The organism is Streptomyces sp. NPDC057939 (assembly GCF_042887545.1).
Classification (GTDB): Bacteria; Actinomycetota; Actinomycetes; order Streptomycetales; family Streptomycetaceae; genus Streptomyces.
In genome coordinates, this window is the sequence record NZ_JBHVPG010000005.1 from 292,870 (window position 1) to 309,200 (window position 16,331).

Genomic DNA, 16,331 nt, shown 5'->3' on the forward strand with positions numbered 1-16,331 from the left:
GGCCTCACGCGGGCTCCGGTCCGAGGTGGGCGTCCAGGGCGGCGGCGACGAGCCGCTCGACGCCGGTCTCCGGGCCGCCGTCGAGGACGAGCGGCAGGCTGCCCGTCGCCCACAACCCGACCACCCCGTGGAGGTTGGCCCACAGCGCGGCCGCGCTCACCTCCGGCTCCCGCGCCCCGCACCGGGAGACCAGCGAGACGAGCAGGGCGAACAGCGGCAGGGTCGACTCCCGCAGTCGCGGCCCGTCGCCGGGCTCCCCGGCGCTGTCCAGCAGGTCGTGACGGAACATCAACTCGAACATGCCGTGGTGCTCCAGCGCGTAGCCGACGTACGCCGTCGCGAGCGCCCGCACCTGTTCCCGCGGGGTGCGGGCCCCGGTGTCCCCGGCCGCGAACCGAGCCCCGAGGTCGGCGAACCCGCGCCGGGCGATGGCCGACAACAGGGCCCGGTGGGTGGGGAAGTACCGGCGCGGCGCGCCGTGCGAGACGCCGGCGCGCCGGGCGATCTCCCGCAGTCCCAGGGCTCCGCTCCCCTCGGTCGTGACGAGTTCCACTCCGACGTCGATCAACCGCTCGCGCAGCGGGCTTCCGGGTTCCATGGGCTCTGTCTACCAGCCGGCGTAGACACTGTCTACTTCCGGAACTCGCCCTTGAAAAACGGAAGGTTGACATCCGGACCCCGCTTCCACCACCCTTTCACTACTTAATTAGTGAAAGGGTGGTGGTGGGGGCGTGCTGGAGTACCGCATCGACCGGCGCAGCGGCATGGCCACGTACCTGCAGATCGTCCAGCAGACCAAACAGGCCCTGCGCCTCGGCCTGTTGGAACCCGGCGACAAACTGCCCACCGCACGCGAGGTCGTCGAGGCGACCGCCATCAACCCGAACACGGTCCTCAAGGCCTACCGGGAACTGGAACGCGAGGGCCTCGTCGAAGCACGACGCGGCATGGGCACCTTCGTCCGCCGGACCCTCGGCGCCGCGCCCGCCGGTTCGCCCCTGTGGGAGGAACTGGCCGACTGGGCGCGCCGCGCCGGCGAGGCGGGCCTCGCGCGGGACGACGTGGCCGCCCTCTTCACCGCGGCACTCGACGAACACTTCAAGGGGGACGACGCGTGAACGACATGGCGATCGAGGCGGAAGGACTGGGCCTGCGCTACGGGCGCAAGGGGGCCTGGGCCCTGCGCGACTGCTCCTTCCGGCTGCCCGCCGGCCGGGTCTGCGCACTCGTGGGCCCCAACGGTGCGGGCAAGTCCTCCCTCCTCACGCTCCTGGCGGGCCTGGGACGCCCCACCGAGGGCACCGTCCACACCTCGGCCTCCCGCGAATCGCTGGCGTACGTGGCCCAGGACAAGCCCCTGTACCCGCAGCTGACCATCGGCGAGACCCTGCGCATGGGCCACGAACTCAACCCCGGCCACTGGGACTCCGCGAAGGCGACACGCATCGTCGAAGCCGGCGGACTGCGCGAGGACGCCCGCGTACGGACCCTCTCCGGAGGCCAGCGCACCCGCGTCGCCCTCGCGCTCGCCCTGGCCAAACGGCCCTCGCTGCTCCTGCTCGACGAACCGATGGCCGACCTCGACCCGCTCGCCCGGCAACAGCTCATGGGCATCCTCATGGGCGACGCCGCCGAGAACGGCACCTCCGTGGTGATGTCCTCGCACATCCTCACCGAGCTCGAAGGGGCCTGCGACCACCTGCTCCTCGTCGACGGCGGCCGGATCCGCCTCTCCGGTCCCATCGAGGACGTCATCACGGCCCACACCCTGCTCACCGGCCCCGCCACGGCCGCCGACGAACTCGCCGCGCACACCGTCGTCGAATCCCGCACCACCGGCCGGCAACTCATCACCCTCGTACGGCCGGGGGGCCCGGTCGACACCGGCACCTGGCACGCGGCGCACCCGACCCTGGAGGAACTCTTGCTCGCGCATCTCCGCGCCCCCGACGCCCCGGCCCTCGTGCTCCAGCCCTCCGGCGCCGAGGCGGTGCGGGGATGAGCGTCCTGACCCTGAAGGGCCCCCACTGGGTCACGGTCCGCCAGCACCGGCGCGCGCTGTGGGCCCTGCCGGCCGCGGTCGCCGCGAGCCTCGTCATCACCGTCGCCCTGCGCGTGGCGGCCACGCCGAAGCGCACCCTGGAACCGAACATCTGGTACGACGCGCTGCGCTCCGCCCTGGAAGGCGCCGGACGCGGCATGCTGATCCTGCCGGTCCTGGTCGCCGCGTACGTCGCCGGCCCGATGCTGGCCCGGGAGACGGAGAGCGGGACGTACCGGCTCGCCCTGACCCAGTCGACGACGCCGAGGGCCTGGCTCACCTCCAAGATCGTCGTCGCCGCGGTGGTGTCGGCGACCTGCGCCGCCCTCATGATCGGGATCTACCGCCTCGGCTGGGCCCCGGTGTCCGGCTCCTACCAACTCTCCTGGGCCGACCGCGGCACCTACGAGGCGACCGGACCGGTCGTCGTCGCGTACTGCCTGCTCGGCGTCGGCGTCGGAGCCGTCGTCGGGCAGTGGATCCGACGCACCCTGCCCGCCCTGCTCGTTGCGGGCACCGTCACCGGCCTGGTGCTCGTGGTGTTCGGATTCCTGCGCTGGTCCGTCCTCACCCCGGTGACCATCACCGCACCGCTCACCGGGCACCCGGAACTGGAAGTGCCCCGCTCCGCGTTCATGATGGAATCCGGTCTCCTCAAGGGCACGGGCGAGCGCCTGCCGAGTTGGGGATGCGCCACCCCGTCCGACGAGTTCGGCGCCTGCGCCCCGGACCTCCAGGTCACCGGCCGCTACGCCGACTACCACCCGTACGCGCACTACTGGCTGACCCAACTCATCGAAACGGCGACCGTCCTGGCCCTGGCCGCCCTCGCGCTCCACACCGCCTTCCGCGTCCTGCGCGCCCGCCGGGGCTGAGCACCCCACCGGGCCGCCGCCCATTTTCATTGGCGGCGGCCCGCCCGATGGGCGATCATCCCCGGCATGACCACAGAAACGATCAACGCAGCGGCTTCGGGGACCTGGAAGCTCGGCGACCTGGAGATCAACCGCATCGGCTTCGGCGCGATGCGCCTGCCCCAGAACGGCGCCGCCCTGCGCGCCGACGCGGTATCGGGGGACCGCGACCGCGCCATCGGCGTCCTGCGCAAGGCGATCGAACTCGGCGTCAACCACATCGACACCGCCACGTTCTACTTCTCGCCGCTGCGCTCCGCCAACGAACTGATCAACAGCGCCCTGGGCGGCCCCTACCCCGACGACCTGGTCATCGCCACCAAGGTCGGACCCGGCCGCGACCAGTCCGGCGAGTGGACCGCCCACGCCGGCCCCGCGCAACTGCGCGGCCAGGTCGAGGAGAACCTGCGCCAACTCGGCCGGGACCACCTCGACGTCGTCAACCTGCGCATCCTCGGCACCGACTCCATCGCCGAACGCTTCGGCGTCCTCGCCGACCTCCGCCAGGCCGGACTCATCCGGCACCTCGGCGTCTCCAACGTCACCCCCGAACAGCTCGCCGAAGCCCGGGCCATCGCCCCGGTGGTCTGCGTGCAGAACCCGTACGGCATCGGCATGCGACCCGACCAGGACGAGTTCGTACGGTTCTGCGGCGAGCAGGGCATCGCGTTCGTGCCGTTCTACTCGATCGCCACCACCGGACGCGAGGGCGGCGCGAGCGGCGCCGAGAGCGAGGAGGTCCTCACCGTCGCGCGGGCGCACGACGCGAGCGCGGCCCAGGTCCGCCTGGCCTGGACCCTGCACCGGGGCCCCCACGTGCTGGCCATTCCGGGCACCGGCAACCCGGACCACCTCACCGCCAATGTCGCCGCCGGCGCCCTGCGCCTGACCGAGTCCGAACTGGCCCTGCTGGAGGGCCTCCACCACCGGGACGCCTGAGCAACCCGGCCCCGGGGCACGGGGTGTCGGTGGTCCGTGGTGGGATGAGCGGGCTCTATTGTCGTGAACCTGCTGGGAGATCACCCTCATGCCCGTGTACCCGTCGCTGACCCATGCCTTGGCCGAGGCCCTGGTCGACGTACTCCGCTTCGTCGAGGACAGCGAGGAGGAGTCCATGGACACGGACGACGCCGTCAAGGTCCTGGAGGGCGTGGCCCAACTCGTGGGCGAACTGTCGGCCGAACAGCGCGGCGAACTGGGCGACCTGCTCGGCGCCATGGCCGAGGCCGAGGTGGACCCGGTCCGCCGCGAGTTCCTGGAGGAGTTCCCGGAGGGATTCGGACTCCTCGACGACTGAGGACCCGTCCGGGCCCGAGCCGGCCGGAACCCGGCCGGCCCGGGCCGGGAGCGCCGGTCGTTCGGTCGGGCCTGCGGCACAATCGGCGGATGAGCGAAGAAGCCCCCAACGACCCGTACCTCTGGCTGGAGGACGTGGCAGGCGAAGCGGCCCTCGACTGGGTCCGCGACCGCAACGCCGAGACCGTGGCCGCGCTGACCACCTCCGCCGGCTTCAAGCCGCTGGAGCAGGAGGTGCGCGAGGTCCTCGACGACGACGGCCGGATCCCGTACCCGGTCCGCCGCGGCCGCCACCTCTACAACTTCTGGCAGGACGCCGACCACGTCCGCGGGATCTGGCGGCGCACCACCCTGGAGGAGTACCGCACCGACAGCCCGGCCTGGGAAACGGTCCTGGACCTCGACGCGCTCGCCGACACCGAGGGCGAGAAGTGGTCCTGGGCGGGCAGCCGCGTCCTGGCCCCCGACCACCGGCACGCGCTGATCCTGCTCTCGCGCGACGGGGCGGACGCCAACGTGGTGCGCGAATTCGACCTGGAGACGAAGCGGTTCGTCGAAGGCGGCTTCGAGGTCGCCGAGGCCAAGACCCGGATCGGCTGGATCGACCACGACCACGTCTGGATCGGCACCGACTTCGGCCCCGGCTCGATGTCCCCGTCGGGATACCCGCTCCAAGCCCGCCGCTGGCGCCGCGGCACCCCCCTCGACCAGGCAGAACGCGTCTTCACGGGCGAGCCGACCGACCTCTCCGCCGCCGGCTGGCACGACGACACCCCGGGCTTCGAAAGGGACTTCGTCCACCGGCAGATCGACTTCTGGAACCAGCGGACGTTCCTCCTGCCGCGGGAGGCCGACGCCCCGCCGATCAGGATCGACGTACCCGACGACGCGCACGCCTCCGTCCACCGGCAGTGGCTCCTGGTCAGCACCCGGTCCACCTGGCTCGGGCACGCCCCCGGCAGTCTCCTGGCGTTCGACTTCGACGCCTACCTCGCCGGCGCCCGCGAGCCCGCCGCCCTGTTCACCCCCGACGAGCGCACCGCCCTCGCCGACTTCAGCTGGACCCGCAACCACCTCATCCTCGGCATCCGTGCCGACGTCTCCTCCCGCATGGAGCTCCTCACCCCGGGCCCCGACGGCTGGCGGCGCGAACCCCTCGCCGGCGTGCCACCGCTGTCCACGGCGTCCGTCGTGTGCACCGACCCGGACGTCGGAGACGAGTACTTCCTGAACGTCTCTGGCTACCTGCAGCCCTCCACCCTCCACCGCGGCACCGCCGGCGCCCGCGACGGCGGCGAGAGCGTCAAGCGCGGCCCGGCCCTCTTCGACACCGCGGGCCTCGCCGTCAGCCGCTACTTCGCCACCTCCGATGACGGCACGCAGGTGCCGTACTTCGTCATCGGCCCCGAGGACCGTCCCGGCCCCGGCCCCACCCTCCTCTACGGCTACGGCGGCTTCGAGATCTCCCTCGCCCCGCACTACAGCGCCGTCACCGGCCGGACCTGGCTCACGCGCGGCGGCACCTACGTCGTCGCCGGCATCCGCGGCGGCGGCGAGTACGGGCCGGCCTGGCACCAGGCCGCCCTCGGCGCGCACCGCGTCCGCGCCTTCGAGGACTTCGCCGCCGTCGCCCGCGACCTCACCGCCCGCGGCATCACCACCCCCGCCCAACTGGGCATCGAGGGCGGCAGCAACGGCGGCCTGCTGATGGGCGCCCTCCTCACCCGCGACCCCGAGCTGTTCGCGGCCGTCGTCGCCCACGTACCGCTCCTGGACATGCTCCGCTTCCACAAGCTCCTCGCCGGGGCCAGCTGGACCGCCGAGTACGGGAATCCCGACGACCCCGCCGACCGGCCCCACCTGGAGCGGATCTCCCCGTACCACCGGATCCGCACCGACGGCCCCCCGTACCCGCCGCTCCTCCTGCTCACCTCCACCCGCGACGACCGAGTCCACCCCGGACACGCCCGGAAGATGGCCGCCCGGCTGCGCGAACACGGCCACCCCGTGCTGTTCCACGAACACCTCGGCGGCGGCCACGCCGGCGCCACCGACCACGCGCAGACCGCCTTCAACGAAGCCCTCGTGCACACCTTCCTCTGGGAACGCCTCACGCCCGGGCGCTGAAACCCCGGCGCGCTGCCCGGCCCGTCCGCCGTCGCGGCTGGTGGAATGGGCGGACCGGCGGCCCGCACGGGGCCGCCCGACGGGCGGAGGCACAGTGTCGGAACGCGACGGCGCCCACCCGCGCCCCCGGCCCCACGTCCCGCCCGCCCCCACCGATGCCCTCGACGCGATCGGCACCACCGACGACGAACGCACCACCTGCCGCGAACTGGCCGCGTTCGTCTTCCGCACCCTGGGCGACGCGGCCGCCGTCGACCTGACCGTCGACGGCGCCACCGAACGCGTCGCCGTCGCCGGGGCCGCCCACCTGCTGCGCGCACCCCTGCGCGCCGTGCGGCCCGAGGTCCGGGCCGTCGACGGGGGCCACCCGATGCGCAGCTGGACCCTGCGCCCCGGCCGCGCCCCGGTGCACGGCCTGTCCGTCGCGCTCGCCCGGCACGGGACCTCGTACGGGACCCTGCTGGCCGTGCGTTCCGGGACGGGGTTCACCGACGCCGACGCCGCCGCGCTGCACTTCGCCGCCCGGGTCGCCGCCGTCCACGTCCGCCACGCGCGGCGCCTCGCCGCCACCGAGAGCGTCGCCCTGAACCTCCAACGGGCCCTCGTCGCCGACCCGGGCCGGCCGCACCCCAACCTCCTCGTCGCCGGCCGCTACCTGCCCGTCGGGACGAGCGCCCTCGTCGGCGGCGACTGGTTCGAGACCGTACGGCTGCACTTCGGCCGGACCCTGCTCGTGGTCGGCGACGTCATGGGGCACGGCCTCGACGCCGCCGTCGACATGAACGCCTACCGCTCCACCCTCCGCGAGGTCGCCTCCACCGACCTGGCCCCGCACCGGGTGCTGCGCCAGCTCGACTCCCTCGTCGCCGAGGACGAGGCCCGCCGCCCCGCGACCTGCCTCCTCGTACGCGTCGACCCGGCGCGCGGCACGGCCGTCTACGCCAGCGCCGGGCACCTGCCGCCGGCGCTGTTCGCGGCGGACGGAACCGGCAGGCTGGTCGACGTCCCGGTGGGACCGCCACTCGGAACCGGCCTCGGCGGGTACGAGTCCGTGGCCCACCCGCTCGGCGAGGAGGACACCCTGCTGCTCTACACGGACGGGCTCGTCGAGCGGCGCGGGGAGGACATCGACACCTCCCTGGACCGCCTCACGGCCCTGCGGATCCCGGCCGGCGGGGGAGTGGCCGAGGTCGCCGACGCCGTCGTCGCCGGACTGGACGCGCGACACGCGGAGGACGACGTCGCCGTCCTCGCCGCCCGCGTCAGGGCCCGCACCCCGCACGGCTGAACGCGCGCCGCCCGAGCGAACGCTCGCCGCACGGCTGACCGCACGGCCGCCGGCCTACGGCAGGGCGCGGGCGATCAGGAGGGCGACGTCGTCGTGGGTGTCGGGGCGGCGCAGGGCCGACAGCAGCAGGTCGCAGGTGTCCTCCAGCGGGCGGTGCGGGCCCGCCAGCAGGTCGGTCAGGGTCAGCAGCCGGGTGTCGATGTCCTGGTCGCGGGTCTCGACCAGGCCGTCCGTGTAGAGGACCAGCTCGTCACCGGGACCGAGGGTCACGCTCGTGGTGTGGAAGGGGACGCCGCCCACCCCCAGCGGCACCGCCGTCCGCAGGCGCAGCAGCTGCGGATGGCGCCCGGGGCGCAGGTGCACGGGCGGCAGGTGCCCGGCCGTCGAGATGTGGCACTGCCGGGTGTGCGGATCGTAGACGCCGTACACGCAGGTGGCCATCGCCTCACCGAGGTCGGCGGTCGCCGCGTCGAGGTGCGTGAGGACCGTCCCGGGATCCAGCCCGAGGCGGGCCAGCGCGCGGGCGGTGGCCCGCAGCTGCCCCATGGTGGCGGCGGCGTTGATGCCGCTGCCCATCACGTCGCCGACGACCAGGGCGGTCCGGTCCCCGGGGAGCGGGACGACGTCGAACCAGTCGCCGCCGGTCTCGTCAGCCGCGCCCGCCGGCTGGTAGCGGTAGGCGATCTCCAGGCCCGGGGCGGTGCGGGGGTCCTGCGGCAGCAGATGGCGCTGGAGGGCGAGGGCCGTGTGCCGCTCGCGCTGGTACCAGCGGGCGTTGTCGATGGACACGGCGGCGTGCGCGGCGAGTTCGGAGGCGAGCAGGACGTCGTCCTGACCGAAGGGCACCGGGTTGCGGGCCCGCTTCAGGTCGAGGGCGCCGAGGACCTGCCCGCGGGCGATCAGCGGCACCGCCAGGTAGGAGTGCAGCCCCGACGCGCCCAGCAGCCGGGCGGCCTCCTCGTTGCGGGCGATGCGCGGCAGGTCCGCCGGGAGCACCCGCGGCACCAGCACCGGCCGGCCGGTACGGACGCAGCGCGTCACCAACCGGCCGGGACCGTACAACGTCACCTCCCCGACGGGGTCGGCGGCGTCCTCGGCCGGATTGCGGTAGCCGGACTTCAGCGCCAGCGCGCGGAACCGTACGGATCCGTCCCGCAGCGCCTCGCCGGGACGGGTGCCCGTCAGGATCGTGTCGAGGACGTCGACGGCTGCGATGTCGGCGACCTCCGGGACGACGACGTCGGCCAGTTCCCGGGCGGTGATGTCCAGGTCGAGGGTGGTGCCGATGCGGACGGAGGCGTCCGCGATCAGGGACAGCCGGCGCCGGGCGTGCGCGGCCGACACGGCCGTGCGGTGCTGTTCGGTGACGTCGACGACCGACACGGCCACCCCGATGGTCCGGGAGGCCTGGTCGTCGAGCCGGTAGATCGACACCAGCCAGGCGTGCTCGTCGCCCGTGCTGCCCGGCAGCCGACCGGTGGTGAACTCGTCGAGGATCGGAACGCCGGTCTCCATGACGCTGCGCATCCGCGCCTCGATGGTCGTCGCCCCGAGGAAGGGCAGGACCTCCCCGATCCGCCGGCCCAGGTGCTGGTCCGCCGGCACGTTGTTGATCCGCTCCAGGGCGGGGTTGATCAGCACGTAGCGCAGGTTCGTGTCGAAGACGGCCAGGCCGATGGGGGACTGGTCGACCAGACGCAGCGAAAGGGCGAGGTCGCGCTCGACGCGCCGCAGGGTGGCCTGCTCGGAGGCCAGGCCGAGCGCGTACCGCCGGCCGTTGTCGGCCTCCAGCCGCATGTTGCGGAACTCCACGAGCACGTCCCGGCCGTCCCGGTGCCGTATCGGGAACGATCCGGCCCAGGCGCCCTCGCCGGTCATCACGTGCGCGAACAGGGCCAGCACCTCGTCGCGCCGACCCTCCTCGACCAGCAGCTGCGCCGCGAACCGTCCCAGGGCTTCGTCGGCGGTGTACCCGAAGAGGGTCTCGGCCTGGGGGCTCCACAGTCGGATCCGGCCCTGGTCGTCCAGGACCACGGATGCCACGCCGAGGACGTCGAGCAAGCCTCCGGCTGTCGCCGCCCCCACGAGGGGGCCGGCGGCAGGCTGAGGGGAGTCCTCCTCGGCCATGTCCGGCCTCCTCGTCCAGGGCGTCTGCCTCCATGCTGCGGCCCCGTGCGCCGGCCTGCGAGCCGGTCGTGGCGGGCGGGGTGTTCCGGGGCGGTGCGGGTGTGGGGATCCGGTGGGCGCACCGGGCCCGTTCCCGGGCGAGGGGGCGGGGTCCGCCCGGGAACGGGAGCGGTCAGCGGAACAGCATGGAGGCGCCGCCGGCCGGGGTGGCGACGGATCCCGGGCACAGGAAGCTGCCCGAGGCCTTGGTGGCGGTGAACGGCTGGTTCACGTACTTCCGGGTGGCGCCGTCGCGGTCCCAGACGATGTTCGTCGCCCTGTAGCGGCAGGTGATGAAGCTCGCCTGCCCGGTGATGTCGATGAGGTCGGCCCGGGCGGTCGCGGCGGCGTCGTCGAAGGTGAACGCCGGGTTGTTGTTGAGGGAGGCCTTGATGCCGCCGTCGCAGGCGAGGTTGCCGCCGGGCTTGTTGATGGTGGCGCGGTCGACGGTGAGGGCGGCGGGCGGTTCGGCGCTGGTGCTCGCGTTGGTCCACGTACAGGTGTTGCCCGCGACGACGATGACGCCGTCGACCTTGCGATCGGCGGCGCCGCCGGACGCCGCGGCGGTCGTGGCGGCGCCGACCGTGGCCGCGACGGCCACCATCGTCACGGCGAGTTTCGCGAGGTGCTTCATGTCGCTCCTCCTTGACACGTCCTTGTGGGGGTGTGGTGCGAGGCCGGTGCGGAGTGCGGAGCTCGTGCGCCACGGAGATTCCCACAGGGGTCTTGAGATGTCATGAGCACAACAGTCATTGGCCGGATTTCGGCAGCCGGGGCGGGCCGTGCGGAAATGCCGCCCGGGGCGGGGCGGGGCAGGGACGTGAACGGCGAAGGGTGGCCGCGCGGGCAGGGGTCAGGGCAGGTCGGAGGCGATCGGCTCGGCCTCGTACACGTGCGGGGGATCGCCCTGCCACTCCAGCAGGGTGCGGTTCCCGCCGAGCACGAGGTCGTCCGGGTCGGGCACCTCCGCGCGGCGCAGGAACTCGATCACGTCGCGGTCCTCGTGCGCGACACCGAGGACGGCCTCCCCCTCCGGGGTCCGCAGGCTCACCCGACGGCCCCCGGACGCTGAGACGCGGTGTACGACGATCGGGGCGTGCTCCATCCCTCCACCCTCGCGCCGAGCCCGCACTCCCGCATCCGGGCGGGCCGCACGCCGCGGCCGTCGGACCGGCAGGATCCGAGAGACGGGCCCGGGGCGCGGCCCCGCCCTTCGGCCGGTTCGGGAGGTCGAATGCCTCCGCCGCAGCTCGATGACCAGCACCCTGCCCAACTCCTCGTTCCTGGTCGACCGGTCCCGTACGGGACCGGTCGCGTTCGTCGTTCGTCGGTGGTCGGTCGCGGGGCCGCGACCGACGTCGCGTCTCCCTCTCAGCGCGTCCCGTGCCGCTTGAGGCCGGCCCGGGCGGTGGTGCGGATCCGCTTCGTGCGACCGTGCTCGGCGAGGAGCTCGACGGCCCCGGCGTTCGCCGTACCGGCGGCTTGGAGCTGCAACCAGTCGGAGGCGTCGAGCAGGGCCTGCCGCGACCAGGGTCGGCTCGAAGCGACGGCACGCAGGAGGGACCACTCCCGCAGCCGCCCGGTCAGAAAGGGATCGCAGGCGATGGCCGCGGTGATCGGAGCGGCCCATGTCGCGTAGCCGGGTCCGGTGTGGAGGTCGGTGGCCCGGCGGTCCAGGTGCCGCAGGACGGCGGACCGGGCCATGGCCCGGTCCGGGTCGGTGAGGACCTCGACGATCAGGTCGACCTCGTCGGCCTCGCCGACCCTCTCCAGCGCGCGGAGGTACGTCGCGAAGCGCAGGTGCTCGGCCGGTTCGTCGGCCTGGTCCTCCGCCGCCGGTTCGTGACGGTTCACGCGGCGGCTCGCCGGCGGTCGAGGGTCACCGCCGGCCCTCGCCGGTCGGGTGGAGGAGGGCCGCGGCGATCTCGCGCACGCGGTCCATGGTGATTCCCGTCCGTTGCTCGACGGCGAGGGGATGGTCGGTGCGTTCCAGTTCGACGAACGGCCGTTCCCCGACCGGGCGGGTGTGCACGTGGGTCTTCAGGTTGAGGGTCGTCCCCGGATAGAGCCGCAGTTCGGTGGTGAGCCACCCGAAGTACGGATTCTCGGCCTCGCGGCCGGGCGTCTGCCAGAGGTCTGCCGCGCGGGAGAAGTTCTCCGGGCTCAGGGAGACCCAGACGCCCCAGGAGAACACGGTGTCACTGCCGATGACGGGTATCTCGATGACGCCCTTGACGAAGTGGTGCCGCGCGTGGATCACGCACTGGTCCGAGGAGAGCAGGCAGCCTTCCGAGTCCGCGAACTCCGCCCTCCACACGGCCGGGGCGTCCGCCGTGTAGTTCATCGGCAGCTCGGGGTGGTGCGCGCCGCAGCGGGCACAGATGAATCCGAGGTCACTGGTCATGGGGTGGAGCCTAGTGATCGGCTCCGCCCGCCGGGGAATCATCCGTCCCGGTCGGGGTCGAGGTCGGCATGGTAATGGTTGATCGGGCCCGTTGATCCTATACTCGATCGATGCAGAACGTGATCGTCAGGCGTGCCACCGCGCACGACGCCGACCGGCTCACCGCCGTGGTCCGGTCCTCCGGCGCCTACCGGGGCGAGTACGCCGCGATGGTCGTCGACCACCGCGTCACGGCCGAATACACCGCCCGGCACGAGGTGTTCGCAGCCGTCGACGCGGACGACCGGATACTCGGCTTCTACTCCCTCGTCCTCGAACCGGCCGAGCTGGACCTCGCGTTCGTGACCGACGAGGCGCAGGGGCTCGGCATCGGCAGGCTGCTGATCGACCACATGCTCGTGCGGGCCCGGGCGGCGGGGGCGGGGCGGGTGCGCGTCGTGTCCCATCCGCCCTCCGAGGCGTTCTACCGGCGGCTGGGCGCGGAGCGGACCGGGACGGTGCCCGCGGCTCCGCCCACGGTCACCTGGGCACGCCCCGAACTGCACTTCCGCACGACCTGACGGCCCGACCGCCCGGCCCGGGGGCGCCGGCCGTGGCAGGCTGGGGGCATGTGCGGCCGATACGTCTCCACCCGCAGCCCCGAGGACCTGACCGACCTCTTCGGGGTCACCCGACGGGATGCCGACCCGGTGGTCCCGCCCAGCTGGAACGTCGCCCCGACCGACCCGGTGTGGGCGGTCCTGGAGCGCGCGGACCGGGAGAGCGGCGTACTGGAGCGGCAGCTGCGCCCGCTGCGCTGGGGGCTGGTGCCGTCCTGGTCGAAGGCGCCGACCGGCGGCGCCAGGATGATCAACGCCAGGGTCGAGACGGTCGAGGAGAAGCCCGCCTACCGGCGGGCGTTCGCCAAGCGCCGATGCCTGTTGCCCGCCGACGGCTTCTACGAATGGCAGCCCGTCGCGGCCACCGACGGGGCCAAGGCGTACAAGCAGCCGTACTTCATCCGTCCCGAGGACGGCGGTGTCATGGCGATGGCCGGCCTGTACGAGTTCTGGCGCGACCCCGCGGTCGCCGACGCGGACGACCCGGCCGCCTGGTGGGCGACCTGCACCGTCATCACCACCGAGGCCACGGACGCCGCCGGCCGCGTCCACCCCCGCATGCCGCTGGCCCTCGCCCCCGCCGACTTCGACACCTGGCTCGACCCCGCCCACCAGGACCCGCACGCCCTGCGCGCGCTCCTCGCGACCCCCTCCGGCGGCAGGCTGGACGTACGCGCGGTGTCCACCGCCGTGAACAACGTCCGCAACAACGGCCCCGAGCTGCTGGTCGACGCGTAGGACCGCCCGCGCCGGCTCCCCCGGACTCTCAGCGGCAGCACAGCACCGGCACGTGCTGGACCAGGTTGTTGCCGAACCCGCCGCGGTTCCAGGGCTGTTCCAGTGGCTGGGCGCGCCCTTCGACGTCGGTGGCGCGGGCCGTGAGGGTGTGGGCGCCGGGCGTGGCCGTCCAGTCGCAGTGCCACGCCTGCCAGCCCCACCCGCCCGGCTCCCGGTCCGCCAGCCGGGCCCGTGTCCAGGAGGCGCCCCCGTCGGCGCTCACCTCGACCCGTACGACGGGTCCGGCGCCCGACCAGGCGCGCCCCTCCAACCGCACCGGACCCGGCCGCACGACGCGGACCCGTGACATGAAGTCGGGGAAGCCCGGCGGCACCATCAGGGCCCTCGGCAGGATCCGGGTGACCGGTACGCCCGGGTCGTCGGGGAGGTCGCCGGCCTGCCGGTAGCGGTAGGCGACGCTCTGCTGGAAGCCGGTGAACGGAACGTCGGTCAGGGTGATGTCCCGCAGCCACTTCACGTGCGCCATGCCGTACCAGCCCGGCACGACCAGCCGCAGCGGGTACCCGTGCTGCGGCGGCAGGGGGTCGCCGTTCATCGTGTGGGCGATCAGCACGGGCGGGTCCTCGCCGGTGGCCGTCCGCAGCGACAGGCTGCGCCGGTAGTCCTGCTCGACGCCCCGCTCGACCCCGTGGTCGGCGCCCGTGAAGACGGCTTCGACGGCCTCCGGCAGTACGCCGGCCTCGGCGAGCACCGTCCGCAGCGGCACGCCCGTCCAGTCGGCGGTGCCCACCGCCTCGACCAGCCACGGCTGGCTCACGGGCCGCGGTGAGAGCCGCGCCCTGCCGTTGCCCGCGCACTCCATCGTGACCCGGTGCGTGACCGCCGGCAGGGCGCGGAGCGCCGCCGGGTCCAGCTCCAGGGGCGTGCGCACCAGCCCGCCCACGGACAACCGCCACGTGTCCGTGTCCGCCGGCGGTATGTCGTAGTGCACCAGTACGTAGTGCAGCCCGGCCGGGGTGACGTCGTAGCGCAGAGCCTCCAGCGGGAGCCCGTGGTTGCGGGCGGCCAACGCGAGCTCCTGCGCGCTGATGTCCTCCCCGTCGTCCGCGATCCGCCCCGGGGTGCTGACATCGCTGAGGGAGGCCTCCATCCCTCCATCGTCGCGCTCCCGAAAAGGTTCGGCCACCTCGTCGCCGAAGCCATAGTGTTGCGGTCCGGGACGGGCCGCGAGGGGAGTCGCATGAGCGCGGGATCAGGGATCGACCGGGCGCGCGCCCAGGTGTTCGGGGAGGCCGCCGAGCTGTACGACGCCTCCCGTCCGGGCTACGCGGACGACCTGGTCGCCCAGGTGCTGGAGTACGCGGCCCTGGACGGCGGAGCGGCGCTGGAGATCGGTGCGGGGACCGGGAAGGCGACGGTGCCGTTCGCCGAGGCGGGCGCCGCTTTGGTGTGCGTCGAGCCCGACCCGCGCATGGCGGCGGTCCTGAGGCGCAACACCGCGCGTCTGCCGGCGGTCCGGGTCGAGGAGGGCGCCTTCGAGCAGTGGCAGCGGCGGGGCCGCCGCTTCGGGTTGGTCCTCGCCGCCACGTCCTGGCACTGGGTGGACCCGGAGCGGCGTTGGGACCTCGTCCACGACGCCCTCGAACCGGGCGGGGCCGTCGCCCTGTTCTGGAACCCGCTGGGGGTGCGCGACCGGGGACTGCACGCCGCGCTCGCGGAGGTCGACGCCCGCCACGGGATGACGCAGGCCCCGCACGCGACCCTGGCCTCGTCGTACGGCGACGAGGCCGGGCACTGGGCCGGGCCGCCGGACTGGCCCGACGCGCAGTGCCGACGCGACGGACGGTTCACCGACCTGGGCTCGACCCGCTTCCGCGCCGACCGCGACTACGACACCGCCCGCTACCTGGGCCACCTGGCATCGCTGTCCTGCTACCGGGTGCTGCCACCGGCACACCGGGAGGAACTGCTCGCCGACACCGCCCGGGTGCTGGACGCGCACGGCGGCATCGGTCTGGTGGAGTTCGGCGACCTCTTCCTCGCCCGCAGGCGCTGAGGCCTCTTCCCGGTCCCGGCCCGCGGGCTCCAGGACCGGTTCCTCGCCCGCGGGCGGCCGGCCCGGGTCGGTGCGGGGCCGGGCCGGCGCAGGGAGGGGTCAGCGCATGGCCGGAGCGGCGAGGAGCGCGTCGGCGCCCGTGAAGAGGTGGCCGCGCATGCCGAGGGCCCGGGCGGCGTCGACGTTCTCCTGCCGGTCGTCCACGAAGAGGACGTCGTCCGGTTCGGTGCCGAGCGCCGACAGGCACCACCGGTAGGCCTCCGGTTCGGGCTTGGCGTGGCCGATGCGGCAGGAGAAGGCCCGTACCTCGAACCGCGCCAACCAGGGCTGGTGCCGTTCGTAGTGGACGGCGAGTTCCTCGGGGATGTTGGACAGCAGCGCGATGCGCCGCCCCGCGGAGGCGAGTTCGCCGATCAGGTCCACCATCCGGTCGTCCACGAGGCTCCAGCTCGCGACGTCCTCCTCGACGAGCCGGGCGGTCGTCCCCGCGCCGAACCGGATGCCGAGCGCGTCGGCCACCCGGCTCCAGTAGCCGGGGCCGTCGACGTCACCGCGGTCGTAGTCGGGGCGCAGCGCCCAATAGGCCTCCCAGAAGGGATCCGGGGCCGCTCCCGCCGTTCGCGTGAGGCGCTCCCGGCCCTCCGGGGACTGGTGGCGGGCGATGACCCCGAAGAGGTCGAAGAGCAGGGTCGAGGACACCTG

General features: G+C 73.7%; 18 protein-coding genes. 10 read left to right on the forward strand and 8 right to left on the reverse strand.

Annotated elements, in window-relative coordinates; all coding sequences use genetic code 11:
* Positions 1-4 precede the first annotated feature (4 nt).
* Complete coding sequence (locus ACFVS6_RS09000; RefSeq protein ID WP_389702004.1) at positions 5-598, reverse strand: TetR/AcrR family transcriptional regulator; 594 nt, start codon at positions 596-598, stop codon at positions 5-7.
* A gap of 133 nt (positions 599-731) precedes the next feature.
* Between ACFVS6_RS09000 and ACFVS6_RS09005 the strand changes: the two genes are divergently transcribed.
* From ACFVS6_RS09005 to ACFVS6_RS09035, 7 genes are all read left to right on the forward strand, one after another.
* On the forward strand, positions 732-1,118 hold the full coding sequence (locus ACFVS6_RS09005; protein WP_385578848.1) for a GntR family transcriptional regulator: 387 nt from the start codon (positions 732-734) through the stop codon (positions 1,116-1,118).
* Complete coding sequence (locus ACFVS6_RS09010) at positions 1,115-2,002, forward strand: ABC transporter ATP-binding protein (RefSeq protein ID WP_389702005.1); 888 nt, start codon at positions 1,115-1,117, stop codon at positions 2,000-2,002. The genes ACFVS6_RS09005 and ACFVS6_RS09010 overlap by 4 nt, the downstream gene beginning before the upstream one ends.
* Positions 1,999-2,916 (forward strand): ABC transporter permease subunit, encoded by a 918-nt coding sequence (locus tag ACFVS6_RS09015; protein WP_389702006.1) that lies wholly within the window; start codon positions 1,999-2,001, stop codon positions 2,914-2,916. The genes ACFVS6_RS09010 and ACFVS6_RS09015 overlap by 4 nt, the downstream gene beginning before the upstream one ends.
* 66 nt (positions 2,917-2,982) lie before the next feature.
* A complete protein-coding gene (locus ACFVS6_RS09020; RefSeq protein WP_389702007.1) occupies positions 2,983-3,894 on the forward strand; it encodes an aldo/keto reductase in 912 nt (303 codons plus the stop codon).
* An 88-nt stretch (positions 3,895-3,982) separates the two neighbouring features.
* On the forward strand, positions 3,983-4,252 hold the full coding sequence (locus ACFVS6_RS09025; RefSeq protein ID WP_389702072.1) for a hypothetical protein: 270 nt from the start codon (positions 3,983-3,985) through the stop codon (positions 4,250-4,252).
* Entirely contained in the window at positions 4,249-6,378 is a 2,130-nt protein-coding gene (locus ACFVS6_RS09030) for a prolyl oligopeptidase family protein (RefSeq protein WP_389702074.1), read from the forward strand. Before ACFVS6_RS09025 ends, ACFVS6_RS09030 begins: the two co-directional genes overlap by 4 nt.
* A gap of 94 nt (positions 6,379-6,472) precedes the next feature.
* The gene (locus ACFVS6_RS09035; RefSeq protein ID WP_389702009.1) at positions 6,473-7,666 is read left to right on the forward strand and encodes a PP2C family protein-serine/threonine phosphatase; all 1,194 of its coding nucleotides are present in this window, start codon (positions 6,473-6,475) and stop codon (positions 7,664-7,666) included.
* Positions 7,667-7,720: 54 nt separating this feature from the next.
* Here ACFVS6_RS09035 and ACFVS6_RS09040 read toward each other — a convergent pair whose 3' ends face one another.
* The 5 genes from ACFVS6_RS09040 to ACFVS6_RS09060 all read right to left on the reverse strand — a co-directional run bounded on the left by ACFVS6_RS09040 (position 7,721) and on the right by ACFVS6_RS09060 (position 12,236).
* Positions 7,721-9,793, reverse strand: a complete 2,073-nt coding sequence (locus tag ACFVS6_RS09040; protein WP_389702011.1) for a SpoIIE family protein phosphatase — start codon at positions 9,791-9,793, stop codon at positions 7,721-7,723.
* Between the two features lie 172 nt (positions 9,794-9,965).
* Positions 9,966-10,466 (reverse strand): hypothetical protein, encoded by a 501-nt coding sequence (locus tag ACFVS6_RS09045; RefSeq protein ID WP_389702013.1) that lies wholly within the window; start codon positions 10,464-10,466, stop codon positions 9,966-9,968.
* Positions 10,467-10,685: 219 nt separating this feature from the next.
* The gene (locus ACFVS6_RS09050; RefSeq protein WP_389702015.1) at positions 10,686-10,937 is read right to left on the reverse strand and encodes a hypothetical protein; all 252 of its coding nucleotides are present in this window, start codon (positions 10,935-10,937) and stop codon (positions 10,686-10,688) included.
* A gap of 266 nt (positions 10,938-11,203) precedes the next feature.
* Complete coding sequence (locus tag ACFVS6_RS09055; RefSeq protein ID WP_389702017.1) at positions 11,204-11,686, reverse strand: hypothetical protein; 483 nt, start codon at positions 11,684-11,686, stop codon at positions 11,204-11,206.
* Between the two features lie 25 nt (positions 11,687-11,711).
* Positions 11,712-12,236, reverse strand: coding sequence for a DUF2199 domain-containing protein (locus ACFVS6_RS09060; RefSeq protein ID WP_389702019.1), 525 nt, complete (start codon positions 12,234-12,236; stop codon positions 11,712-11,714).
* Between the two features lie 110 nt (positions 12,237-12,346).
* On the opposite strand from ACFVS6_RS09060, the gene ACFVS6_RS09065 reads away from it, so the two are divergent.
* Together ACFVS6_RS09065 and ACFVS6_RS09070 are read left to right on the forward strand one after the other, a co-directional pair.
* Positions 12,347-12,796, forward strand: coding sequence for a GNAT family N-acetyltransferase (locus ACFVS6_RS09065; protein WP_389702021.1), 450 nt, complete (start codon positions 12,347-12,349; stop codon positions 12,794-12,796).
* Between the two features lie 48 nt (positions 12,797-12,844).
* Positions 12,845-13,573 (forward strand): SOS response-associated peptidase, encoded by a 729-nt coding sequence (locus ACFVS6_RS09070; protein ID WP_389702022.1) that lies wholly within the window; start codon positions 12,845-12,847, stop codon positions 13,571-13,573.
* A 28-nt stretch (positions 13,574-13,601) separates the two neighbouring features.
* Here the strand turns inward: ACFVS6_RS09070 and ACFVS6_RS09075 are convergent, their stop codons facing one another.
* A complete protein-coding gene (locus ACFVS6_RS09075) occupies positions 13,602-14,723 on the reverse strand; it encodes a sulfite oxidase (protein WP_389702024.1) in 1,122 nt (373 codons plus the stop codon).
* A gap of 90 nt (positions 14,724-14,813) precedes the next feature.
* On the opposite strand from ACFVS6_RS09075, the gene ACFVS6_RS09080 reads away from it, so the two are divergent.
* Positions 14,814-15,629: a class I SAM-dependent methyltransferase gene (locus ACFVS6_RS09080; protein WP_389702025.1), complete on the forward strand. Its 816-nt coding sequence runs from the start codon at positions 14,814-14,816 to the stop codon at positions 15,627-15,629.
* A gap of 99 nt (positions 15,630-15,728) precedes the next feature.
* On the opposite strand, the gene ACFVS6_RS09085 is transcribed toward ACFVS6_RS09080, so the two are convergent.
* Positions 15,729-16,328 (reverse strand): HAD family hydrolase, encoded by a 600-nt coding sequence (locus ACFVS6_RS09085; protein ID WP_389702027.1) that lies wholly within the window; start codon positions 16,326-16,328, stop codon positions 15,729-15,731.
* Positions 16,329-16,331 lie beyond the last annotated feature (3 nt).

Bases quoted from the DNA above. Each gene is read 5' to 3' on its own strand.
- ACFVS6_RS09040 (WP_389702011.1), bottom strand. From the start codon at position 9,793: ATGGCCGAGGAGGACTCCCCTCAGCCTGCCGCCGGCCCCCTCGTGGGG.
- ACFVS6_RS09050 (WP_389702015.1), bottom strand. From the start codon at position 10,937: ATGGAGCACGCCCCGATCGTCGTACACCGCGTCTCAGCGTCCGGGGGC.
- ACFVS6_RS09000 (WP_389702004.1), bottom strand. From the start codon at position 598: ATGGAACCCGGAAGCCCGCTGCGCGAGCGGTTGATCGACGTCGGAGTG.
- ACFVS6_RS09075 (WP_389702024.1), bottom strand. From the start codon at position 14,723: ATGGAGGCCTCCCTCAGCGATGTCAGCACCCCGGGGCGGATCGCGGAC.
- ACFVS6_RS09015 (WP_389702006.1), top strand. From the start codon at position 1,999: ATGAGCGTCCTGACCCTGAAGGGCCCCCACTGGGTCACGGTCCGCCAG.
- ACFVS6_RS09060 (WP_389702019.1), bottom strand. From the start codon at position 12,236: ATGACCAGTGACCTCGGATTCATCTGTGCCCGCTGCGGCGCGCACCAC.
- ACFVS6_RS09025 (WP_389702072.1), top strand. From the start codon at position 3,983: ATGCCCGTGTACCCGTCGCTGACCCATGCCTTGGCCGAGGCCCTGGTC.
- ACFVS6_RS09045 (WP_389702013.1), bottom strand. From the start codon at position 10,466: ATGAAGCACCTCGCGAAACTCGCCGTGACGATGGTGGCCGTCGCGGCC.
- ACFVS6_RS09020 (WP_389702007.1), top strand. From the start codon at position 2,983: ATGACCACAGAAACGATCAACGCAGCGGCTTCGGGGACCTGGAAGCTC.
- ACFVS6_RS09065 (WP_389702021.1), top strand. From the start codon at position 12,347: ATGCAGAACGTGATCGTCAGGCGTGCCACCGCGCACGACGCCGACCGG.
- ACFVS6_RS09080 (WP_389702025.1), top strand. From the start codon at position 14,814: ATGAGCGCGGGATCAGGGATCGACCGGGCGCGCGCCCAGGTGTTCGGG.
- ACFVS6_RS09070 (WP_389702022.1), top strand. From the start codon at position 12,845: ATGTGCGGCCGATACGTCTCCACCCGCAGCCCCGAGGACCTGACCGAC.